The organism is Candidatus Mycosynbacter amalyticus (assembly GCF_025273655.1).
GTDB classification, from domain to species: Bacteria; Patescibacteriota; Saccharimonadia; order Saccharimonadales; family Saccharimonadaceae; genus Mycosynbacter; species Mycosynbacter amalyticus.
This window is the reverse complement of the sequence record NZ_CP045921.1, coordinates 1,025,904-1,048,728: the sequence shown is the minus strand read 5'-3', so window position 1 is coordinate 1,048,728 and position 22,825 is coordinate 1,025,904. Positions and strand designations below refer to the sequence as shown.

Below are 22,825 nucleotides of genomic sequence, written 5' to 3'. Positions count from 1 at the left end.
TACAAAAACGTAGGGAGATTTCTACTGATCTAGCGGCTCGAGGCTGTCGAAAACGGCCTTTACGGTAGCCGACAGTTCATTCTGCTCACTGACAAAGAGGTCGCTACAGACTGCTTGAGGGTATGAGTAAACGTAATAGTGATCACCAACTTTCTTACCAATCTTACTTGCTTGTCCGACGACAGTAACTGTGTCTGTCTGATAATACATGATACGTGGATTGGCTCTACCAAACAGTCCACAGGGGAATTCATAATCTTCTTTGTGGCTATCTTGTGCGTGAGCAAGTTTGGTGTTGGTGAAAAGTATGGATCCTGCACTCGAATCGGAAGATATAGCTCGGTAGGCATAGAGAAGCGATTCGTTTTGAGGGGTTATTGGATAGCGGGCATGTATGACTGGGATATCTACATATTGAGACGCGGTATCTGCTGACGGTGACTCTTTTTGATCTGGTGCCACCGTCTCTGCTTGAAACTTGGAGATTTTACCCTTAAGGTTGCTATTTTCCTGCCTCGCCGCTGCAAGCTGTTGTTGAAAATATATTGATATGCCCGCTAGGACTATACACGTGAAGGTGATAATCGTGTAAATATACCCGTGTTTGTTCATATGTAATCCTCTGAAGTATTAGTATCTAGATCTAATCATATACGCTTTACTATAGAATTTTAGGATTTAATTTTGGAAATATTTTCGATTCGAAAATCCTCCAGTACTCTATTCCACAGAGCAATATCGTTTGGGTCATCTGAGCAATAGTAGGGTGACCCACCAATATCCAGATTACTTACTTGACCCTCATCAAACAGGAATGTTAACGATACACTCAGTTGATCAGAGCATGATTTTTTAACTAGATATTCTGATTTTACGACCGGTTCTATGGAAGTATTATACTGTATTGACTCATCTTTGAAATTTGCTCGCGGCTCGTCAAATGTTTCATGGCTGTATGTGATTTTATCACTGTCACGCATCTTTATTTTCAAATTAAAATCAGGAATCAGCAAGTACCCCACGGTACTTTGACCATCTACCGCGGCATCATTAGTTGTGACACGCTCGGGTTTGTCCTTGCTGTTGTCTTCTGTTGTGAGCTGCGCTGTTTGGTTTGATACCTTATCTCGATAGGGCAGAACAAATAGCATTGTTATTGAAATCATACACGTTACCAGCACTGCTGCGATGCCTAGTAATATTTTTTTATTCATTCTAGCCCCCGTAAACCTATCCTTGATATTAAGATAACTCATCAAGAAAGGCAATCAGTATAGGTATATCCTCGTAAATAGTCTGCTTGGCCGGTACGTCATGTTCGATGTAGGCCTGGAGTTCGTGTGGTGGCAGCCAGACGGCTTCGGTGTGTTCTGGGCTGAGTTGAGGCTCTTGATCTGTGCGCAATAGGTAGAACTGGCGGAAGTAAAATAACTCTTCGCTTGGTGAAAATTTGTGGATGAACTCAAAATCCTCTGGTGTAGTTTCGATGCCAAGCTCTTCGTGAACTTCACGTACCAGCGCTTGTTCATACGACTCACCGCGGTTCATATGGCCGGCAGCACTATGGTCGAGTGAGCCAGGGAATATCTTTTTGTGCGGGGAGCGACGCGGCAAGTAGATGTCATCGTTTGGGCGTTGTAGGAACAGCTCAATAACACGCAGGTAACGACCTGGCGTGTCGCGCAGGGTCATCATGTCACCACGATGAATCGAATCGATTACTTCATCGTGGTCGTTGACGACATCTAATAGTTCGGCTTCTTCGTGCTCAAACATTTCGCGCAATCCATTTCTGTACCAGGTGTATGCCTGTGATACTTTGTGCATCGTTGATATCCCCTGACTCAATCATGGTATCAATCTGCTGCATAGTGAAGAACTTAGCTTCGTCAATCTGCTCGGTTGAAACCTCTTTCTCTCCGGTGAATGATAAGTCTCGCGCCAGATAGACTGCCATATGTTCTGTCATGAAGCCGTTGCATACGCGGGTCTTACCGAGAAGTTCCCATGAACTTGCCAGGATGCCTGTTTCCTCTTCAAGTTCTCGCTTACTCGCTTCTATGGGCTCTTGCTGATCGCCACCGCCACCTGGCAGTTCCCAGTTCCAACTCTGAGCCGGGTAGGCGAAAGTGCGTACGAGATATAATTCACACTTGTCATTCACTACTGCTATCATGACGGAATCGTTTGACTCCATGACACCGTAAATACCCTCAGTGCCTAGGGGTGTAATTACTTTGTCTTCGCGGATCTGCATCCATGGGTTTTTGTATTTAATCTCCGAACCGAGGATTTTCCAGGGTTTGTCGGTGCGCATTATAATCTTCCTTCTTTCTCTAGGTGTGCGATAACGAGCAGAATTGCAGTAATTGTAGAGCCGCTTGTAATCTCACCGCGCAGAATCATGTCGCGGACTTCGAACAGGGGAAGCTTGCGTGCTGTCATGATACCATCTGCTTGATCGAGGTCTTCCGATACTTTTGCCAGGCCTGTGGCGATACAAACGCCACTTTTGAACTTGGTCATACCCGAAGACATGTGCACTTCGCTAAGTAGCGTGATTGTGTCGGCGCGGACACCGGCTTCTTCAAAGAGCTCTCTGGCTCCTGCCTCTTCGTAGCTTTCGTTGTCCGTGCGTCCAGCAATTGTTTCCCAGGTCGGATTAGGTTTCGTGTAGCGCTGTAGCTGAATGATATATGTGTTGTTATCGTCATCGATGGGTACGACGATAACACTATCACTTTTCGACTCTACGTAGCCGTAAACTCCATCTTTGCCGTTTGGCATTACCACTTGATCTTCATGTACTACCATCCATGGATTCTCGTAGACGATTTTTGAAGATTTGGTCTGCCAGCTTGTCATACTATTGTCCTTGTTCGGCGTACTTGGCTTCGACTTTAGCTTTTTCTGCTTTCCACCACTCGTCGTTTTCGGTGTACCAGTCGATAGTTGCCTGGAGGCCGTTTCGCATACCGTCTTGATCGGTGTACTGTGGCTGCCAGCCAAGCTCGGTGCGAAGCTTCGTGCTGTTCATGGCGTAGCGCATGTCGTGCCCGGGTCGGTCGTTGACATGTTCGTACCAGTCTGCACCCTTACCCATGAGTTCACAGATTAGTTCGATAACGGCCTTGTTGTTGACATGGTCGTTGTCGGCACCGATGATGTAGGTGTCACCAAGCTTGCCTTGTTCAATGATCAGATGAACAGCTGAGTTGTGGTCATCGACATGAATCCAGTCACGGACTTGCTCGCCAGTACCGTAAAGCTTCGGTTTGATGTCGCTTAGGATATTGGTGATTTGTCGAGGAATAAATTTTTCGATGTGCTGATAGGGGCCATAGTTGTTACTACAGTTGCTAATCGTTGCTTTGATGCCAAAGCTACGAATCCAGGCGCGGACGAGGTGGTCGCTGCCGGCCTTGGTAGAGCTGTAGGGGCTTGATGGGTTGTAGGGCGTTTCTTCGGTGAAACGGTTTGGATCGTCGAGTTCAAGATCGCCGAATACCTCGTCTGTACTGATGTGATGCAAGCGCTTATCATGCTTGCGTACTGCTTCGAGAATGGTGTAAGTACCTATAATGTTGGTCTCGACGAATGGCCACGGTTCACGCAGGGAATTGTCGTTGTGTGATTCGGCGGCAAAGTGCACTACGATATCAGTTTCGGCGACGAGTTTATCCATTAGCTCACGATCGCAGATATCTCCAGTGACAAAATTGACCTGATCCAGGATTGACTTGAGATTATCTGGATTACCTGCGTAGGTGAGTTTGTCGATAACGGTTACATCGTATTCGGGCTTGTGCTTGAGAGTGTAATGCACGAAGTTCGCTCCGATGAACCCCGCACCACCTGTAACTAACATCTTTGTCATACCACTAGTATACGTTGTGGATATGACACGTGTCTATTGTGGAAAAGGCAAATATGGACTTGTGTAAATGCTACAACAATCTAGTTATTGTAGCCATCCGGGTTTTTTGACTGCCAGTTCCAGCTGTCGCGGCAAGCATCGTCGATACTACGGGTCGCTGCCCATTCCAAGTCCTGGTGGGCGCGCTCGACGTTTGCATATGACTCCGCGAGGTCTCCGGCGCGTCGTGGCAGTATATCGTAGGGAATTGTGCGGCCAGATGCTCGCTCGAACGCATGAATTAGCTCAAACACGGATGTGCCTTGGCCGGTGCCAAGATTATAAGCAGTGTAGCCAGATTTGCCGTGAGTGAGGGCTGCAAGGTGACCTTCGGCCAAGTCGTCGACATGGATGTAATCGCGTACGCCAGTGCCGTCGGGAGTGTCATAATCACTGCCAAATACGCCGAGCTTATCGCGCTTGCCTACTGCGACTTGTGTAATGTAGGGCATGAGGTTGTTTGGTCTGCCGTTTGGGTTCTCGCCGATGAGTCCGCTTGGATGCGCGCCGATGGGGTTGAAGTAGCGCAGAGTGGTGATTTCGAGTGAAGAGTCGGCTGCTGCAAGATCGGTAAGTATGCATTCGATCATGTATTTTGTTTGACCGTAGGGGTTGGTGATGCCATGTCCGGTCGACGAGTCTTCGGTATAGGGTGGCTGCGCTGTACCATATACTGTCGCACTAGAGCTGAAGACAAGTTTTTTGACACTGTGAGCTTGCATGGCGTCGAGCAAGACGAGTGTGGAATCAAGGTTGTTTTGGTAGTAGTGAAGTGGTTTCTCGACACTCTCCCCTACGGCTTTGAGGCCGGCAAAATGGATAACGGCATCGATAGATTGCTCTTCGAAAATGCGATCCAGTGTCTCACGGTTGCGCACATCGGCTTCATAAAACTTTGGCCGCGTGCCAGTTATCCGCTCCACGCGTGCGAGTGATTCGGCGCTACTATTGGCGAGATTGTCTACCACGATAGGTGTGTGGCCTGCCTCGATAAGTTTGACGACTGTGTGGCTGCCGATATACCCGGCGCCTCCGGTGACGAGTATGTTCATATATCCAGTGTAGCAGGTATAATGGTCATATACGACAGAAGGAGGCTCTAGTAGTGAAAGTAGTAATCGTGAGCGGATATTTCAACCCACTTCATGGTGGACATCTCGATATGATAGAGGCGGCAGCCAAGATGGGTGATCATTTGATCGTGATTGTTAATAATGATAAGCAACAATTACTCAAAAAAGGTAAGATCATTCTCGATGAGGCAAATAGGCTAAGAGTACTCCGTTCGATCAAAGGTGTTGACCAATCAGTTTTGTCGATAGATGATGACCCTACCATCTGCAAAACTCTAGAAATGGTGGCCGGTCAGCACCCAGGCGATGAGCTAGTGTTTGCAAATGGTGGCGACAGGGATAGCGAGAAAGAGATTCCAGAGGCTGTCGTGTGTCGCGAGTTTGGTATAGAGATGCGTTTTGATGCGGGAGAAGGCAAGCCGGATTCTTCTACGCGAATCAATCAGGCGCTCGGACATGAAAAGTAGTTGTAATTCTTACATTTTAATAAATTATCCATAAAACTTGCTATTCGAGATACAACGGCGTAGTCTAGACGGTACACACGTTTCGTAACCGAAAGGATTTTCATATGTGCGGCATCGTTGGTTATATTGGCAACAAATCAGCCCAAGGTGTATTAGTAAGTGGACTAAAGCGATTGGAATACAGAGGGTATGACTCCGCGGGCATCGCAACGCTCGGGCCGAGGGGTGCGGCAACCGTGCTACGCACAAAGGGTAAGGTGCAAGAGCTAGTGGATCTTGTGACAACGCACGAAAAAAGCGATATGATCGGTATCGGTCATACGCGCTGGGCAACGCACGGAGCACCAAGTAAACGTAATGCTCATCCGCATGTAGCGGGCAACATCCATCTTGTACATAATGGCATCATCGAAAACTACCAAGACCTGAAGGTGATGCTCGCGCGGCACGATTACGATTTCAGAAGCGATACAGATACGGAAGTATTGGCAGCGCTCATAGACTATGTTGCACGTGATGCGGATAGTCTGATAGACGCAGTGCGTAGTGCGTGCGAGATGGTGGTGGGGGCGTATGGTATCGCTGTGCTTGATACGCGTTCACCCGATGAGATCGTGGTAGCACGAAAAGGTAGCCCCCTGGTCCTTGGAGTCGGTAACGGGGAGGTATTTATTGCTAGTGATGCTTCTGCCCTACTTGGCTATACGAAACAGGTTATATATCTGCAGGACGAGGAATTAGCTATATGTAGGACATCTGGCGTGGAGCTGTCGGATATGGCAAGTAGCACACTTGAGCCTACTGTTGAAACGCTGGAGATGGATCTTGAGGCGGTGCAGAAAAAAGGGTACGACCATTTCTTGCTCAAAGAAATCCACGACCAACCTGATACGGTGGAAGCAACGTTACGAGGGCGAATTAATCCAACAGTTCACACAGCTCGACTTGGCGGTATCAATATGACGGCCGAAGAGCTGCGTGATGTGCGGCACATCATGATTGTGGGTTGTGGCACGGCGTACTATGCAGGGATGCTTGCGAAATACTATATTGAGCAACTGCTCGGTGACGTGATGGTAAGTGTAGAGGTGGCGAGTGAACTCCGCTACCGCTCATTTGCGGTCCAAGAAGGCACTGTGGCACTGATCGTGAGTCAGAGCGGCGAGACTGCCGATACTCTTGCCTGTCTGATGGAGCTCAAGCGACGCGGTGTCCGGACACTTGGCGTTGTGAATGCGGTCGGTAGTACGATCGCCCGTGAAGTGGACGGCGGAGTGTACGTGCATGTTGGTGCGGAGATAAGTGTAGCAAGTACCAAAGCATTTACATCTCAGGTGGTAGCGATGATTTTGTTTGCGCTCACGGCAGCAGATGCACGCGGCATGTCGCCGGAGCGGCGATCGGAACTGATCGATGAGCTGGAACTCTTGCCTAGCGAGATAGAGAAAGTACTCGCAGCTCACGAAAAAGAAGTCAAAGCGGTGGCCAAAAACTACATGCAGTATGATCATGCATTGTACGTGGGACGTGATACACTAATGCCGGTGGCACTCGAAGGTGCACTCAAACTCAAAGAAGTGAGTTATATCCACGCCGAGGGCTATCCGGCAGGCGAGCTCAAGCATGGACCAATCTCACTGATCGATGACAGATTCTTCGAAGTGTTTTATTTGCTCGACAATTGGCTATACGAGAAATCTCAGAGTAATCTGATCGAGATGAATGCTCGTGGTGCACATGCGATTGTTGTGACGGATACGGCCCGCAAGGTTGAAGCTGAGACCGTACTGCGTGTGTCGACGAAGCTAGACTTGCTGCGTCCATTGGTCTTCAATATTATCTCGCAGCTACTTGCCTACTATTTGGCTGTGCAGCGCGATACCGACGTGGATCAACCGCGGAATCTCGCGAAAAGCGTAACGGTGGAGTAGTTAGCGCTGCTTAGCAGCTTCTTGTGCGATAATTCGTCGTAGTTTATCGATGAACATCTGTCGCTCGAAGCGCTTGGCCTTGCGGGCGAGGGTGCCAGGGAGAAATGTCATTTTCTGTGACTTTTCTATTGCCCGCACCACGTCGTTAACCGTCTGATGCTCGAACATCACACCACTGATACCATCTTGCACAATGTCGCGGGTGCCAGCAGCTGCGTAGCCGATAACGGGTGCCCCGGCCGCCAATGCTTCGACGGCGACAATGCCGAAATCTTCGTCAGATGGAAACACAAATCCCCTGGCCGTATTAAGTGCTTTTTCAACTTCACTATCCGATGCATCACCGAAGCGATCGGTATAAAATTCGATAGTAGGGCCGGCTTTTGCGACAAGTTTGTCGTGGAGCGGACCGTTACCGAAGACTTTGAGTTTGACGCCGAGGCGGCTACAGGCTTCTACTGCTAGATCAAACCGCTTGTTGGGTAGCTGGCGACCGAGTGTCACGTAGTGATTGCCCCGCTCCCGCGCGGGAGTGAAGCGCTTGATGTCGACTGGTGGATGCAATACGGTACTGGTTCGATCATAATATTTCTTGATACGCTCCTGGGTTTCGGTAGAGTTGGCGATAAACACATCGACGTTTTGAGCAGCGTCGTAGTCAAGCTTGCGCTGATGCGGGATCATAAGAGGCATAAGTGGGCGAATGAGCGGGTTGAGTTTGCCATAGCCAGGATCTTGGCGGTAGAGGTCGTAGTGGCTCCAGTAGTAACGTGGCGGCGTGTGGCAATAATTAATCACCAGTTGATTTGGCCGTGACTTGGTGATCTGATGGCCATGGAGATAACTGCTAGTAATGATGATATCGAACTCCGAGAGATCGAGATTTCGCATCGCTTTGACTGCCATGGTTGGGAAGAGTTTGTAATACTTTCGTAGCTTCTTCGGGATTTTCTGAAGGCGAGATGGCCGCACATCGAGTTCATGAAATTGCGGTAGCTTATCTTTGTTATAGATAGCAGTGTAGATAGGTGCCGAGGGAAATGCTTCGTGCATGGCTAGGACGACATTTTCTGCTCCGCCCATCATAGTGAGGAAGTCGCAGACAATAGCAATCTTTGGTGCTTGAGCTGTCATCTATTTTGCTCCACGACGAAACAATACAACTCCAACGGTCTTGAACAGGATCTTGATATCCAGCCAGAATGACCAGTTTTGTGCATAAAACATTTCGAGTTCGATACGCTCTTCGAAGTTTAGGTTGCTACGGCCACTCACCTGCCACAGTCCTGTCACACCAGATTTAACACTATGGAGCAGGGCTGTGCGACTTCGCGAAAACTTGGCTTCTTGGGGCAGGATAGGGCGCGGGCCTACGAGACTGAGATCGCCGCGCAGTACATTGAACAACTGCGGTAGTTCGTCCAGTGATGTTTTGCGCAGAAAATTGCCGAAGCGGGTGATGCGTGGATCATCGGCAACCTTGCGGTGGGTTTCATACTCTCGGGCCAGATCTTCTCTACCCATGGCGCGAAACTCTTCGGCGGCATCTTTTTTGCCGTATTTGCTGCTCATGCTACGAAATTTAACGAGACGAACTGGCTTAGAGAATTGACTAAGACGATTACTGACATAGAAAATAGGTCCGGGATTGAAAATAAGCTGCAACACGATGAGTAGTAGATAGACTGGAGACAGAATAATCACGAGCAGGAGCGAGGCGATAGCATCAAAGATTGCTTTGGCAATAGCGCCCCATCCGATGAGCGGTGTCTGACTGACGGAGATCATTGGGTAGCCCATGAACACGTCGACAGTGTTTTTGCCGGTATAAAACTCAGGTTCTCCGGGGATAAAGTTGTAGCTGATGTGGCGAGTCTGGGCTGCCGAGAGGACAGCTTGGTTGCGCGCCTCATCTTCGTACATGTCGGTCTGGATGATGGTAGTGATACGGTTGCTATCGATGAATTTGAGCGCCGATTCTACTTGAGGATAGTGGAGGACAGGGAGCTGCGCGGGCACGAGTTTTTTGGGTCCGGCAATGGCGATGATTTCGTAGCCGCTTTTGCGTGTGTCGGCGAGGTTTGTGGCGAGATCTGTCAGTGCGGCACTGGAGCCGATGAGGAGGACTCGGCTTGTGCCGACACCATAGCGAAACAGCGTAGACCTGAGCCAGCGGAGCAGTTCACGCTCCACTACGATAAGCGCAAACGAGCCGATGAGTGCGTAGAGTGCCACGAGTCGTGCTGGAAAGAGTGTCTCACCTGACACAAATTCCCAGCCCAAAATGAGCAAGATGCCAATGAACGATCCCGCACCAATCCTTCCCCATTCTGATAGGCGTCGATTGTAAATCGACGGTGAGTAGAGGCCGAGCAGTGCAAACGTGGCAATCCAAAATGGCAAAATAATTAGTAGGCCGCTGATATATTCAAATGCATAGACATCGGCTACGAGTGGGCGGTTGTCGTACTGGACGCGCAGGACATAGGCAAGCGTGAGGGCAAGCACCAGCACAAACGTGTCGACGATAAGCAGAAATAAACTGTAATACTGAGAATTACGTCCAAGCATGTACAGCTATTGTACCACTTGTCGTATACTGGTGATACATGAATACTCTAGCGTGGCGGGTCATCAAGTGGGCATTTATCGTAGTCTTAGTAGGTATGGCGATTCATACGCCTGTGACAGTGTTTGTAGAATCACGCTGGCCTGACTACGAGTTACTGGCAAAATCATGGAAAGAGATTGTGCTGGGTGGCGTGCTCCTGCTGCTTGTATGGCAGGCGTGGCGTGCAGGCAAACTGAGTGAGCTACTGCGCGACAAATTTGTCATCGTCACAGCACTAATTGCGGCGCTGCATGTCGTCCTGCTGTTGGCGTTTGACAACTCGTATGTGAGCGAGCTGGCCGGGCTACTGATAGATCTGCGCTACTATCTGCTCTTTGTCGAACTCTACGTAGCTGCAAGGCTCATGCCGGGTCTTCGGCGACCGATGCTCATGGCGGCGGCCGTCGGTTGTGCGGTGGTGATTGGATTTGGGGTGCTGCAGGCGACGATATTGCCAAAAGATATTCTGAGCCCACTCGGCTACTCGAACGAGACAATCAAACCCTATCTGACGGTCGATCTCAACGATCATTATATTCGCATCAACAGTACGCTTCGTGGGCCAAATCCTGTAGGAGCATTTGCTGTGCTGACACTCTCGCTTCTGCTGGCATGGACTGCTGCGCGGCGGATTGCACTGCGTGGTATGTGGCAGAGAATTGTCTGGGCAGGTGGAGCTTTGGGTTCGGTCATTGTGCTCTACGCAAGTCAATCGCGAAGTGCATGGCTGGCGCTTGTGGCGGCAGCGGGTGCGCTGCTCGTGGGTATATTGCCGAAGCGGACGGCGCTGTACTCGGTAGCTGGTCTGGCTGTCGTAGGTGCGCTGCTCGTGGGCGGGCTGTTTGCGCTGCGCGACAACCCGACAATCTCTCATCTCTTCTTTCATAGTAATCCAGCCGGAGGAAGCCCAGAGAAGTCGGATCAAGGCCACTGGACATCATTGCAGCATGGGGTAGAAGCTGCGGCGAATGCGCCGGCCGGCGAGGGGATTGGCAGTACTGGCTCGGCATCGCTCCTATCGCATAGTCCTGTGATTATCGAAAACCAGTATTTATTCATGGCACATGAATCGGGCTGGCTAGGGGTTGTGCTGCAGCTTCTACTATTTGGATTGGTACTAATTGGACTGTGGTGTGGACGACGTGACTGGCTACTATTGGGGCTGTTTGCGGGGGGCGTAGGACTTGCGCTGATTGGTCTGCTGCTGCCGGTGTGGGTGGATGATACAGTGAGCCTATATTGGTGGGGACTAGCTGGACTCGCACTTGGCTCATCTGCTATGATCAAGCCATATGGACAGCACAAAAAACGAACGCGCCACCAAAAAGCAAAAAGAACTACTTAGTTTTATCGATGGGTTTATAAAAGGTAACGGCTACGGGCCGAGTTACCGCGAGGTGATGCGGGCGCTCGAGTACAAATCCGTCTCCACGGTCGCTACGCATGTCAATGGTCTCATCGCCAAAGGGTATTTGGCCAAAACTGGTACCTCGGCTCGTTCGCTGGTAGTAGTACAATCTGCACGCCCAGGTTCGTCGCAGCAAGAGTGGCTAGCGCGTGAATTGGCGACCAGGCGCACCGCATGTCTAGATTCTGACACGTCGGAGTCCCAAGAGACAGCTGCCGCGATTGATCGTGTAGCACAACTCTTCAATATCTCTCTGTAATCCTCTTTGAAACCAAGGGATTTACTGCTATGATAAGCATAACTATCATGGATCCAAATTCACCATATCAATCACCAGCTGGCATACCACCACAGACACCTGTGCCCGAGGCTCCGGTGCCCTATGGTAATCCTACAGCTCCGTATGTACAGACGGTACCTCCAGCTCCCCAGATGCCAGCACCACAACCGTATACTCAGCCGCAAAACACATGGGCCTCGCCTTCACAGACAGGCTACCCTCAGTCGCCTCAGATGCCACAGCCACACGATATGTCGAACTATGGAACGGCAATCACACCACCACCCAGGCCACGCGTGTACGGCAAAGTCCCTCTGCCTGTTCGCATTGTCGAATGGTTCAAGGGTCACTGGTATATTCCTGCCGGTGTACTGGTCGTGTTGCTGGTTGTTGGTAATATCATCTCTCAGCTGCTCTATCCTCTCAATGCGCTACCTGCCGGTTTGGTAGTAGATGGCGCGAAAGTGGGTGGTATGGACCGCGATGCAGCGGTTGCCAAACTCAACGCCGCCTACGATAAGGTTCAGGTCAAACTTTTCTTTGGAGATGCAAGTGTACCATATAAGACTCCTGCGGCAAGTCAGCTTGGTATCCGGGCTGACAATACATCCAGGCTTGCGAGTGTGTCATATCCGTTTGCCTTACGATTTGTACCGACGTCGTACTGGTGGGCTGCCGGTCTCGCGAAAGTGGGCGACCCGGTATATAACTACGACAAGGCTACGCTTGATACCTATGCGCTCAAAAACCTCGGCGAAGACTGTGTTATTCCGCCCAAAAATGCATCGCTCAAACTTGATGATGATCGCTTTGCTGTTGTGCCTGCCGAAGCGGGCGGTAAGTGCAATCTCACAGAGTTTAAAGATGCGGTAGGAAAAGTAACCTATGCAGGCGGCTACAATGTGAAAACACCAGTCGCAAAAGTTGAAGCGCCATTGACAAATGATGTCGCGCAGCAGTTGGGCGACGAGCTTAACAACAATCTCAAAAACGACCTGCCATTACAGGCAGCTGGCGAAACAACACAGGTTAAATCATCTGTCGCTAAAGGCTGGCTTTCGTTCCAGCCGTTCATCCCCGAGGATAAAAACGACGGTACGCCACTCCCGCCTCCGCGTCTTTTGTATGTTATCGAGCCGGAGCGCGTCAAACGCTACCTGGAGACAAGTGGTATTGCTGCCAAAGTAGAGAAGAAGCCGGGCGTCACAAAGATTTCAACAACTGATTTCACAGAGACATCTCGCACCAATGGTGCCCCTGGTGTCCTGATCGATATCAACAAGACGATAGCGAGCATAGATCCGTTTATCAATGCTAGGGCAAGTGGTGCGACTGTAGCGGTTGGTCCAGTGCCAGCGACCGAGCAATATACACGCAAATACACGCCGAGCGATGCGGGGTATCGGGCGTTGATTCAGCAGTTCGCCCAAGACAACCCTGGCAAAATCGGCATTTCGTTCCACGAGTTCTCAGGTAAACGTCCGTATTTAGGAGGTACTGCTAACGATACGATGCAGCTGCCAGCGGCGGGAGTTGAGGGTATATACCTCGCATATGTAGCACAGCGCGGCATCGAAGACGGCAGTGTTCAGCCGACCGACCGTGTGTTTGGAAGTCTGTCATATACGGAGTGCATGGAGGCAGCTATCTCGAGCCAAGACGCGGATTGTATCGGTGCGCTGCTTGGTAAGTTGAGTAACGCTACTGTCAATGCCCGACTTGCCGAGATTGGCCTCACAGGTACGTCATTTAGTGGTGATGTCAATGTCACGACGGCGCATGATATGGTACTGTTCATGGAAAAGCTCAACGACGGTACACTTGCCGGAATCAAAAAACGTGAGAGCCTCATGACCCCTCTGAGTGATATTAGCTTGCGCGATGGCATTAAATCTGCTGCCCAGAATGCCAAGGTTTCTGGTGGCGCGACAGATACCAACTATAACGAGATGGCTGTCGTGACGGGTACTGGCCAATACGTTGTAGCGATCATGACCGAGGGCTCGGATGGTGCCAAGACGACAAGCAAGCTGATCAAGGCTATCGATGCGATTCGCAAGCAAAAACAAGACCTGCGCAGTTAGCTTGACTACCCCTGGAGGAAAAGGTATACTACGACGAGTATTCCCGCGTAGCTCAGTGGTAGAGCGGTTGGCTGTTAACCAATAGGTCACTGGTTCGAGCCCAGTCGCGGGAGCCAGACCAAGCAGAGAAAAGTGCAGACCTAGTTCCTAGACCTGCGTCAACTTCTCTCCTTGGTCCGCCAAGAAAAAAAGTGCTGATTACAAAGTACGAAATGTTGGAACCGTCAGAAATGGCGGTTCTTTCATTTCACCTCTGTTACTTAGTTCTAGCCCAGCCCGTCCCCCCTGGAGGGAGCAAGCAGTCAAAAAGCTGACCCGTTCCCTAGACCTGCCCCTGTTTTAAAGCTTCATAAACAACTTTATAAAATAACACGATGCTAATCTGATATAATATATGCATGTCTGCGCATATACGCAAAGAAATTTCTAATGAACAAATCGTTGTAGCTACTGCTATGTTTAAGCTAGTTAGCGACCCGACACGACTTAAAATACTGTGGTCATTACTGCACGGCGAACATTCAGTTGGAGAGCTTGCGGATGAAGTGGGTATGCAACCATCCGTTGTTTCGCAGCATCTTGCCAAACTACGGATATCGCATATGGTAAGCATGCGGCGCGAGGGTACAAAAATATTCTATAAGGCAGAAAACGAACACGTATTACACCTGATCGAACATGCTTTTACCCAAGCCGATCACATTAGGGGTGGCGAACATGAATAAAATCAAAAGGGGACAGTAATGGGCCACGGATATAAGTTAGATATGTTTAGAGGCAAGAATAAAAGGAAATTATTCATTGCCTTACTGCTCGTCGGTATTATATTGCTTGTGATATTAGTAATTGTAGGAGTTATCTTCGTAGCTATTATTAATGCACTGCTTGGCCAAGCCGATACTAACATTGGGCAAAATATCGGAAATATCATCACATCGCTGTGGAACTATGCTCTCGATTTTATTAATGCTTTGTGGAAGCAGGTTATTGCTAACCCACTACAATTTATAACAGGCGGAAATAGTTAGATGAGTGCTGAACATAAAGATTCCAAGCAAGAACGCTTGAATAAAGTTTTAACTGCGGTGGCAGCCGTCAGTTTTATTGGAGGGTTGGCTTTCAGTCTACTCAAACTACCCGGAGCCGAAGCACTATATCTCGTCTCATTGGCAGCTGGTGGAATACCAGTTGCAGTATCGGCTGTTCGTAAAGTCCTGAAGCGAAAAATTTCCATTAGTTTGCTGGTCACCATTGCCGCCCTCGGGGCATTATATCTTGGGCAGTTCGCAGAGGCCGCCGCCGTCATGTTCTTTTTCGCGCTTGCTGAGGCTTTTGAGGAGTTCGGCGAGGCGAGGTCACAAAAGGCCGTGGCCGCCTTACTTGAAAAGTCTCCAAAGATCGCCAGGATGCAAGACGGGCGCGAAGTTCCAGTCGAAGAAGTCAAAGAGGGCGAAATATTTAAAGTCAGACCTGGCGACATGGTGCCGCTCGACGGAGTAGTTATTGACGGCGAATCGTCAATCGACGAGGCGACAATTACCGGCGAAAGCGTACCCAAAGAAAAGTACAAGGGTGAGATGGTTTACGCCGGAACGATGAACCAAAGTGGTTATCTGGAGGTCAAAGTTACTAAAATAGCCGCCGACAGTACGCTGCAGAAAATAGTCACGTTAATTGAAGAAGCCCAAAGATCCCGTCCAGAAGTTCAGGAATTCTTGGACAAGTTTGCTGGATACTATATTCCAGCTGCGATAGGCCTCGCTATTTTGGTGGCTATTATTCCGCCCGTCTTTTTCGGCGAGCCGTTTAGCGATTGGTTTACCAGGGCACTCATTTTATTGGTATTAGCGTGTCCAGACGCACTGGTTGTATCTGCTCCAGTTGCGGTGGCGGCAGCTATCGGCGGCGCTTCAAAGAGGGGTGTACTCATTAAAGGTGGCCGCTTCCTGGAAGTATTAAGTAAGGCTAGGGCGATAGCATTCGATAAAACAAAAACGTTGACTGTTGGTACGCCAGTAGTTGCGGAGGTGATACTTCTGCACGGCGCCACAGAAGAAGATGTTATAGGTGATGCCGCCGGTATTGAAAAGTTCTCGTCGCATCCACTAGCTAAGGCTATTGAGGATTATGCAAAACAAAAAGGCATCATGCCGCACAAGATGGATAAATTCAAGAATGTCGCTGGACGTGGCGGTAATGCTAACTGCTTGGTGTGCGATTCAAAAGAACATGCAATAGGTAACTTGCAACATATTGGTGCCAGCGCTGATACCTGCGACCATGTACTACCCGAGGTTGAGCGTCTTGAAGGAATGGGTATGACCGCCGTGCTGGTTAGCGAAGATAAAAAAGTGATTGGTATTATCGGTATTACAGACGAGCTTCGGAGTGATTCAAAACGCGTCATTGATGCCCTAAAGAAGCTGAAAGTCACGCCAGTGATGCTAACAGGTGATAATCAAAGGGCGGCAAATTATATCGCAGAAAAGGTTGGTATCAGCGAAGCCTATGGAGCTTTGCTACCCGAGCAAAAGTCTGAGCTAATCATCAAGCTACAATCTCGTTATGGACGGGTCGCCATGGTAGGTGACGGCGTCAATGATGCACCTTCACTAGCCCGGGCTGACGTTGGTATTGCTATGGGGGGTGGAGGATCAGATTTAGCCATTGAAACGGCCGACGTGACGCTGATGAACGATGCTATCGGCACTATCCCATACCTGCTAGGGGTTGGTCAGCAAACCTTCAGGGTTGTGCGCCAAAATGTCTATGGGTCACTCATTGTAAAGGGAATCATCTTGGTACTCGGTATCGCAGGAGTCATCGGGCTGAGCGTAGCCGTGGCAGTTGACGCAATTATGGCTATCCTAGTAGTGCTCAACGGCCTAAGGCTATTCAATGCTGGCGGTAGCGAAGTTGCTATAATTAAAAAGTAAGGGAGAAAGAATATGCAATGTCCAATAGATAAAGCAGATTTAGTTATGACTGACCGACAAGGTGTCGAAATCGATTATTGCCCAAAGTGTCGGGGCGTATGGCTTGATCGTGGTGAATTAGACAAAATCATTGAACGAGGTACTGCTCAGGCTCCAGCAGCTCAGGCACAGCAACCTTACCAGGAACCAAACTATCCATCGCAGCAATATGACAAGCACGGTAATCAGAGCGGCTCTAATCAAAGTTATCCACGCAAAAAGCGCAAAGAATCATTCTTAGGAGATTTGTTCGATTTCTAAGTAAGTCAAGGTGCGCTAACTACCTAAATAGAACAAAATACAAAAGTATACGCGCTTATGCGTAGAACTCAAGTTCACCGTGCCGTATTTGGAGCTTTGTTTTAATCCCAGAGGCGAATCTAATCCTATCGCCCTCCGTACCGCTCGCAAGTATGTATCTTGAATACTCAACGAATGGGTTATCAAGATCTCGCTCGATCTTGTAATGGTTTAGCAGAGTTTTGGTGACATAAAAATGTTTATCTACTTTTGCACGTAGCTTTTCTTCAATATCCATTTTTTGGTGATGTTGCTCGATGAAGGCCTGCAATAGCTCACAAAGCTTCTCCTCATTGACGTATTTCTCTTTGCAATCAGGATCTTTACGACGAGTACAGTTGTAGTAGACGAATCGCTTTGTATCACCACTTTTTAGCAGCTTAAACTTATCTTGTGCGGTGATGTCCGCATCGCACTGCCCACATTTGAGCATACCCCTGAAGGCAAATGTTTTTGATCCCCACACACCCTTGTTGACACCTCTCGTTTCTTGCACGAGATCGAACAACTCTTTAGATATAAGTGGCTTATGGGCACCTGTGTACCATGGTGCATCTGGTGCTTCAGGGTATTGGAATTTGCCATAGTAGAATGGCGTACTGAGTATTACTAATATTTGACTCACACTAATCGGTTTTCCTGAACGATTAGTAAAGCCTTGCTCATCAAGCCATGCTTTTATCCTACGACCGCTCCAACGCTCGTACCCAGCTTTTTGAAAAGCTTCGATAATTAGTTCCGATCTATCAGGATCGAGGATTATGTCGTTAACACCTGCGAATGCTCGATTCATGTACCCAAGCGGTGCAACGCCTGGTCGCCAACCCATCTCGCATTTGTTTCTAATGCCTCGTTTGACGTTAATACTTTTGTTATCGTTCTCAAGTTTGGCTTGCGAACATAGAATCATTAGTAAGAACTTCTCGTTCGGGTTATTTGTGAACGTCTGCGAGTAAGTACGGATATGCAGTAGCTTGCCTTGATCCATGAGGTCAACAACCGATCCAAGGTCGCCAGCATTCCTACTTAGTCGATCGGGTGCCCATGTGAGGACGGCATTATATTCTTCGCTTGCTAAGCCCTTAAGTAATTTGTTGTATACGGGTCTTTTGCCAGAATCTTTAGCAGAGTGACTCTCCTGAAGCTCGCAGACTATCTGTAATCCCTCATTTTCTGCCAATGCTCGCATCTCATTCAACTGCGAATCAATCGACATGGCCTGTCGCTCGTCAGATTCACTCGATTTGCGAGCGTATAAGCAGTATTTAAGGCTAGGTTTGCTTTCCATTGCAAGGTACAAGGTACCGCTGTTATTAGATTAAGTCTAGGCATATAATAGAGATAATGAACAACCCTCAACCTAGACTAATACAGACATATTTACCCGATGGCACACTCGAAGGAATACGTGTAATAGAACTGAGCGATAGTTCAATCAAAGCATTTGTCATTCCACGGCTACAGTTGAAAAACGCGAAAGTGAGAGAAGAACTACTGCGACCATCGATATACTTCTTGGTAAGCAGCAGTGACTCTCTTGGATACATTGGCGAAAGTGAAAACTTCTTTCATCGTGTTAAGAATCATGATCAAAACAAGCAGTTTTGGGATGTTGCCATCGCAATTGTTTCTACAACCAATAGCCTTGAGAAGAGCGACGTTAAGTATTTAGAATCACTAGCCGTAGAGCGTGCTCAATCGGGAAGTATGACAATTGAGAATAAGACAGTTCCAATTCGTAACAATGTTCATGAATTTAAGTTACATATTCTTCAGAAAATTTTAGACGACACCCAACTCATCCTTACTTCACTTGGTTATGATATTCTGTCGAGTCCAGACATTAAAGAAGACGTTTGGTATTGCAAATCAAAGAAAACAGAAGCACGTGCACAATTTAGAGGCGATAAATTTGTCGTATTACAAGGTTCAATCATTGATAAATCTCACTCACCAAGCTGGGCGACTAAATGGTCTAAATCACTTGCCGAGAGAGAAGAGATCTTCGAAAAGTATGGCCGTGATCTTGGTGATACAGTCGAGCTGACAGAAAATGTGGCATTCAAGAGCCCTAATCATGCAGGTGGTTTTGCAACGGGACACAATATAAATGCGTGGGTGACATGGAAAGATGAATCTGGTCAAACAATGGACGAGGTCATGCGTAAGGGCTAAAAACCAGCGATAATGTTCCTTTGCAGTCGCTCCTTAATCCAGCCATACACTTCACTGGTCTTACCACCAACATGCCACTCGTAAATCTCTTCTGGGTTAAGCCCTGAATCACCAAGATATGCTTTACCATCCTTGTAATTATATATAGTGGCCACACCATGTGGTGTATCAATAATCCATTCAACATCAATTTTATTATCTGCATGAATTGGTTGCCTTGGCTCTCCGAATGTCGGCAGTAACTGGTCATACCGTGCATACAGATACCCTTTGAAGCTTGTTCCTGTTCGTTTCTTATCTAATTCGTTCATCATATTCCTTTCAAAGCAAAGGTACCGCAATGGTTTATTAAAGCTAGTTCTTTTTCTCGTCTAAATATTTAATTCCGTAGAAGTGATGAATCTCGTCGTCATCGCCCCCTAAAAAGCCGAATCCAAAAACAACTTCCCATTTCACATTGGTTTGTACATAGTTCAGCCCCATCGATGCCGCATCGGCTAGATCATCATGCTTTTCCACGCCAAAACCGACGAGCTGCTGTATGATTGGTGCAATCGCACGATCCTTTGGGAAATACACCATACCTTGCTCAAACAGCGAACTCACCAACTGGAGCCGTGCGCGTTTGTCATTATGGATTTTGATACCTTTCGACTTAATCTCACGGTCGTTGAGCTGTTCAATTACTGCTGCTTGGTACTGAACTTGCTCCACTAGCACTATCGGTACTTGCTTTGAATCTGCATTAACGGCTTGATACAACGAAGCAATGGTATCGAGCGTTGCTAGGTGAGTTATCTTTTTATTAATAAACTTCTTATCAATGTAGTAGCGACGATTCTCGGGCTTGAATCCAAATACATGAATAATGATTATCGCTGTATAGTCAGCGGTTGCGCTCTGAGATATTGCAAGATCAACCGACAAGAACGAATTGATATATTCGTTGCTTTCAGTCTTTTCTGGTAGCTCATCATAGTACTGCATCCATTTGGCATCGATAACCTGATCTTCGTCAGGAATTATGCGGAGCATGTATTCACGTTCCCAGGCAATCTTGTTGCCGACATTGCGCCTTAGATTGTTAATCGCTACCTTGTCAGGGTATTTACCCGGCCATAAACTTGTACCCGATCGTACAATAGGCCATTCGCGGTATATGCCATCAATTTCATTGTTTTCGATACGCTCTTTAAGCCTCATAAGCAATGAATCTTCGTGAAGGAGATTGCCGACCGCAATACGTTTCGTGTAGGTATCGCCAGCTGGAATGATCTCACTCGTATACCAATCAAAAGTTTTATTGCGCCCTTCACGAGTTTTTACCGACGCCATATCTTCGACATCATCGGCGATGATTAAATCAGGCCGAAAAGCACCATGTCGAATACCTCGCACACTTTGTTCGGTACTAATTGCCGTGATTCTAGCGTTATACTTTGGTATGTAAAGTGATGTCGAACCCCATTCTTCACGTTGCTCTATGAACGGGCCCATATCATTGGCCAGTAGCTCATTGCTTTCAAGCTCGCGCTTAATGTTAGTGAGATGTACTCGTGCTTGGTACTGCGTCTGACTGGCTATCAGCACGAATTTCTTTTGTTGTCGTCCGACCACTGCCCATATTGGGTAGCTCATTGTTAATATCGTGGATTTTGCCGAACCTCGAAATGCCACAATGACGGCCAGCGGCAGTGACTCGTCTTCAGTGATTGAAAATAGGTCACGGTGCAGGTCAGCAGTGGCATGAGTTAAGTAATTCGAAAAATAAGTAGAAAAGAACCACTGATGGCTTTGTGATGTGACTTCCGCACGAACCTTATGGTCGGCAAAAAGTTTTTTCTGTAGGTTATCTTGTTTCATCAGTTTCATCTTCGGTTGTTAATCCTGCAAGTTGAAGCGCGCGTGATACAACTTCGGTTTGCTCAGGTGTTAATTCCTGTTGAATGGTTTGTAGCTTGGCGTTTACCTCGATGCGAGTTTTATAAGACTTGTGGTGGTGCTTTAACCAAAAGAAAATGGCCGACATATTCTTGTCTTTAATGGCAGATATCAACTGGCTTTCTGCCATATCATTTATAAGGCCTGCACTATGTTCGATAGCTTCATCGCATTCGCTTGCAAAATCTTCATCGTCTTTACGCCAGCGGTAATAGGTACTGCGAGGTACGCCCGTTTGCTTACACGCAACTTCAACAATTGGTGTTTTTCGAAGCTTCTCAAGTAGCTTCTTTTTATCGACAGCAAGGTTTCGGCTCATAGCTTTACTCGCTTTTGGCCAGTCAGCTTCTCCCAACGATACAGAGCCACTTCGGCATAGGTAGGGCTTTTCTCCATGATGTTGCATCGGCGTTTTAACTTTGTACTAGCAATGAGCGTCGAGCCACTGCCGCAGAACGGTTCTACTACCAAGTCGCCACGTTTAGTAAGAACTTTGATGTATGGTACGAGTATCTCAATTGGTTTTGTGCCAAAGATGACACCTTGACCAGAATGCTTTTCGTCACTAGCCATGTAGCTTATAAAGTCAGTTGGTTGGTACTTTTTACCGCCCTCATAGCCCTCCCACTGAGGCTTTCCACGAATTGCATACAATGCTGTTTCATATTCTTCTTGCAGGCCATCAGGTTCTTCGTCGTGGTTATACTCCACGTCGCCAGAAGCTCCAACCATCGCAATATCATGTTTACTAAAGAACTTGTATTTAGCAGCGAAGCCTTGATGTCGATTGGGTAAATGCCACACGATCATATTTTTTACTTTCCAGTATTTTTCCATCTCTGCCCAAATCACACGCAGATTTTTCCAATTTTCATACACAATAATGGAGTAGTCTGGCTTGGCGTACTTGGCGACATTTGCCATCCAAAGCTCGGTAAAGTTATCGGGCAGGACGTCTGTTTCAAGATAACGACGATTGCGTTTAGCCCCGAACCCAGTAACGGACTTACCGCCACGCTTGGCATGTAAGTAATCGAGAATGTAAGGCGGATCTGTCATGCACATATCGGCTTGTTCGCCGTTCATAAGCTTGTCGAAGTCCGCCTCCACTGTAGAATCGCCACACATAAGCCGAGAATCACCAAGCTGATAGACATCGCCTTTTTGCACAGTGATTTTACTGATATCCAGTTTCTTCAGCTCTTTTTCGAGATCGAATGTTTCAGGTTCATCAACAACAAGGTCAAAAATTGCATCAATCTCCTCACTATCAAAGCCGATAGTGCTAAGTAATGATTCATCGAACTCTACTAACAGTTCATAATCCCAGTCACCAAGATTTTTATTAAGCCGTACGTTTAGTTCTTTTTCTCGTTCAATATCGGGGATATCTACATATACAACGGGTACTTCTTTAATGCCAAGATCTTTCGCAACCTTGAGCCTGAAGTGCCCACCTATAACTACGTTCTTGCGACTTGCTGAGCTGTTCACTAAAATCGGGTCAACTATACCGAAGCTTTTTATGCTATTAGTAAGTTGGGCAATTGCTTCCTCGCTCCACTTGCGTGGATTGTATGGCGCAGGGTTTAATTCTTTTACTTTTTGATATGTAACCTCTAAGTTGTTATTTGTCATGATTATCTCCTTATTCTGGAAATATC

At 47.8% G+C, this 22,825-nt stretch carries 24 protein-coding genes and 1 tRNA gene; 11 read left to right on the top strand and 14 right to left on the bottom strand.

Going from position 1 to position 22,825, the window contains the following annotated elements; translation table 11 throughout:
- Positions 1–21 precede the first annotated feature (21 nt).
- The 7 genes from GII36_RS05740 to galE all read right to left on the bottom strand — a co-directional run bounded on the left by GII36_RS05740 (position 22) and on the right by galE (position 4,968).
- Entirely contained in the window at positions 22–612 is a 591-nt protein-coding gene (locus GII36_RS05740) for a hypothetical protein (protein ID WP_260763377.1), read from the bottom strand.
- 59 nt (positions 613–671) lie between these two features.
- A complete protein-coding gene (locus tag GII36_RS05735; protein WP_260763375.1) occupies positions 672–1,214 on the bottom strand; it encodes a hypothetical protein in 543 nt (180 codons plus the stop codon).
- Between the two features lie 28 nt (positions 1,215–1,242).
- Positions 1,243–1,776 carry an NUDIX domain-containing protein gene (locus tag GII36_RS05730; protein ID WP_260763374.1) on the bottom strand — a complete coding sequence of 178 codons (534 nt, stop codon included), beginning with the start codon at positions 1,774–1,776 and terminating at the stop codon, positions 1,243–1,245.
- Positions 1,769–2,317 (bottom strand): NUDIX domain-containing protein, encoded by a 549-nt coding sequence (locus GII36_RS05725; RefSeq protein WP_260763372.1) that lies wholly within the window; start codon positions 2,315–2,317, stop codon positions 1,769–1,771. Before GII36_RS05725 ends, GII36_RS05730 begins: the two co-directional genes overlap by 8 nt.
- Positions 2,317–2,865, bottom strand: a complete 549-nt coding sequence (locus GII36_RS05720; protein WP_260763371.1) for an NUDIX domain-containing protein — start codon at positions 2,863–2,865, stop codon at positions 2,317–2,319. The genes GII36_RS05725 and GII36_RS05720 overlap by 1 nt, the downstream gene beginning before the upstream one ends.
- A 1-nt stretch (position 2,866) precedes the next feature.
- Positions 2,867–3,877, bottom strand: coding sequence for a dTDP-glucose 4,6-dehydratase (gene rfbB / locus GII36_RS05715; protein ID WP_260763369.1), 1,011 nt, complete (start codon positions 3,875–3,877; stop codon positions 2,867–2,869).
- 80 nt (positions 3,878–3,957) lie between these two features.
- Entirely contained in the window at positions 3,958–4,968 is a 1,011-nt protein-coding gene (gene galE / locus GII36_RS05710) for a UDP-glucose 4-epimerase GalE (protein WP_260763366.1), read from the bottom strand.
- Positions 4,969–5,021: 53 nt separating this feature from the next.
- Between galE and GII36_RS05705 the strand changes: the two genes are divergently transcribed.
- Positions 5,022–5,456: an adenylyltransferase/cytidyltransferase family protein gene (locus GII36_RS05705; RefSeq protein WP_260763365.1), complete on the top strand. Its 435-nt coding sequence runs from the start codon at positions 5,022–5,024 to the stop codon at positions 5,454–5,456.
- Between the two features lie 104 nt (positions 5,457–5,560).
- A complete protein-coding gene (gene glmS, locus GII36_RS05700) occupies positions 5,561–7,387 on the top strand; it encodes a glutamine--fructose-6-phosphate transaminase (isomerizing) (protein WP_260763363.1) in 1,827 nt (608 codons plus the stop codon).
- On the opposite strand, the gene GII36_RS05695 is transcribed toward glmS, so the two are convergent.
- Together GII36_RS05695 and GII36_RS05690 are read right to left on the bottom strand one after the other, a co-directional pair.
- Positions 7,388–8,521, bottom strand: a complete 1,134-nt coding sequence (locus GII36_RS05695; protein ID WP_260763361.1) for a glycosyltransferase — start codon at positions 8,519–8,521, stop codon at positions 7,388–7,390. It abuts the gene before it with no gap.
- A complete protein-coding gene (locus GII36_RS05690) occupies positions 8,522–9,958 on the bottom strand; it encodes a sugar transferase (protein WP_260763359.1) in 1,437 nt (478 codons plus the stop codon). It lies immediately after the preceding gene.
- 38 nt (positions 9,959–9,996) lie between these two features.
- On the opposite strand from GII36_RS05690, the gene GII36_RS05685 reads away from it, so the two are divergent.
- The 8 genes from GII36_RS05685 (at position 9,997) to GII36_RS05650 (ending at position 17,006) form a co-directional block, all read left to right on the top strand.
- Complete coding sequence (locus tag GII36_RS05685) at positions 9,997–11,343, top strand: O-antigen ligase family protein (protein WP_260763357.1); 1,347 nt, start codon at positions 9,997–9,999, stop codon at positions 11,341–11,343.
- Entirely contained in the window at positions 11,291–11,665 is a 375-nt protein-coding gene (locus GII36_RS05680; protein ID WP_260763355.1) for a LexA family protein, read from the top strand. The genes GII36_RS05685 and GII36_RS05680 overlap by 53 nt, the downstream gene beginning before the upstream one ends.
- A 47-nt stretch (positions 11,666–11,712) precedes the next feature.
- Positions 11,713–13,770, top strand: coding sequence for a serine hydrolase (locus GII36_RS05675; RefSeq protein WP_260763353.1), 2,058 nt, complete (start codon positions 11,713–11,715; stop codon positions 13,768–13,770).
- A 41-nt stretch (positions 13,771–13,811) separates the two neighbouring features.
- Positions 13,812–13,886: transfer RNA gene (locus GII36_RS05670), tRNA-Asn, on the top strand.
- A 282-nt stretch (positions 13,887–14,168) separates the two neighbouring features.
- Positions 14,169–14,495: an ArsR/SmtB family transcription factor gene (locus GII36_RS05665; RefSeq protein ID WP_260763352.1), complete on the top strand. Its 327-nt coding sequence runs from the start codon at positions 14,169–14,171 to the stop codon at positions 14,493–14,495.
- A gap of 42 nt (positions 14,496–14,537) precedes the next feature.
- A complete protein-coding gene (locus GII36_RS05660; RefSeq protein ID WP_260763349.1) occupies positions 14,538–14,798 on the top strand; it encodes a hypothetical protein in 261 nt (86 codons plus the stop codon).
- Between the two features lie 36 nt (positions 14,799–14,834).
- A complete protein-coding gene (locus GII36_RS05655; protein ID WP_260763347.1) occupies positions 14,835–16,706 on the top strand; it encodes a heavy metal translocating P-type ATPase in 1,872 nt (623 codons plus the stop codon).
- A 12-nt stretch (positions 16,707–16,718) separates the two neighbouring features.
- Positions 16,719–17,006, top strand: a complete 288-nt coding sequence (locus GII36_RS05650) for a TFIIB-type zinc ribbon-containing protein (RefSeq protein ID WP_260763346.1) — start codon at positions 16,719–16,721, stop codon at positions 17,004–17,006.
- Between the two features lie 55 nt (positions 17,007–17,061).
- On the opposite strand, the gene GII36_RS05645 is transcribed toward GII36_RS05650, so the two are convergent.
- Positions 17,062–18,333, bottom strand: coding sequence for a recombinase family protein (locus tag GII36_RS05645; protein ID WP_260763343.1), 1,272 nt, complete (start codon positions 18,331–18,333; stop codon positions 17,062–17,064).
- A 56-nt stretch (positions 18,334–18,389) separates the two neighbouring features.
- Here GII36_RS05645 and GII36_RS05640 point away from each other — a divergent pair, with 56 nt between their 5' ends.
- Positions 18,390–19,220 (top strand): GIY-YIG nuclease family protein, encoded by an 831-nt coding sequence (locus GII36_RS05640; protein WP_260763340.1) that lies wholly within the window; start codon positions 18,390–18,392, stop codon positions 19,218–19,220.
- Here the strand turns inward: GII36_RS05640 and GII36_RS05635 are convergent.
- Genes GII36_RS05635 through GII36_RS05620 form a run of 4 tightly spaced genes read right to left on the bottom strand, consistent with a single transcriptional unit; the run spans position 19,217 to position 22,799 of the window.
- A complete protein-coding gene (locus GII36_RS05635) occupies positions 19,217–19,534 on the bottom strand; it encodes a hypothetical protein (protein ID WP_260763338.1) in 318 nt (105 codons plus the stop codon). The two genes, GII36_RS05640 and GII36_RS05635, sit on opposite strands and share 4 nt — an antisense overlap.
- Positions 19,535–19,574: 40 nt before the next feature.
- Complete coding sequence (locus GII36_RS05630) at positions 19,575–21,083, bottom strand: phage terminase large subunit family protein (RefSeq protein WP_260763336.1); 1,509 nt, start codon at positions 21,081–21,083, stop codon at positions 19,575–19,577.
- Positions 21,070–21,480: a phBC6A51 family helix-turn-helix protein gene (locus GII36_RS05625; protein ID WP_260763334.1), complete on the bottom strand. Its 411-nt coding sequence runs from the start codon at positions 21,478–21,480 to the stop codon at positions 21,070–21,072. Before GII36_RS05625 ends, GII36_RS05630 begins: the two co-directional genes overlap by 14 nt.
- The gene (locus GII36_RS05620; protein WP_260763332.1) at positions 21,477–22,799 is read right to left on the bottom strand and encodes a site-specific DNA-methyltransferase; all 1,323 of its coding nucleotides are present in this window, start codon (positions 22,797–22,799) and stop codon (positions 21,477–21,479) included. The genes GII36_RS05625 and GII36_RS05620 overlap by 4 nt, the downstream gene beginning before the upstream one ends.
- Positions 22,800–22,825: the final 26 nt, after the last annotated feature.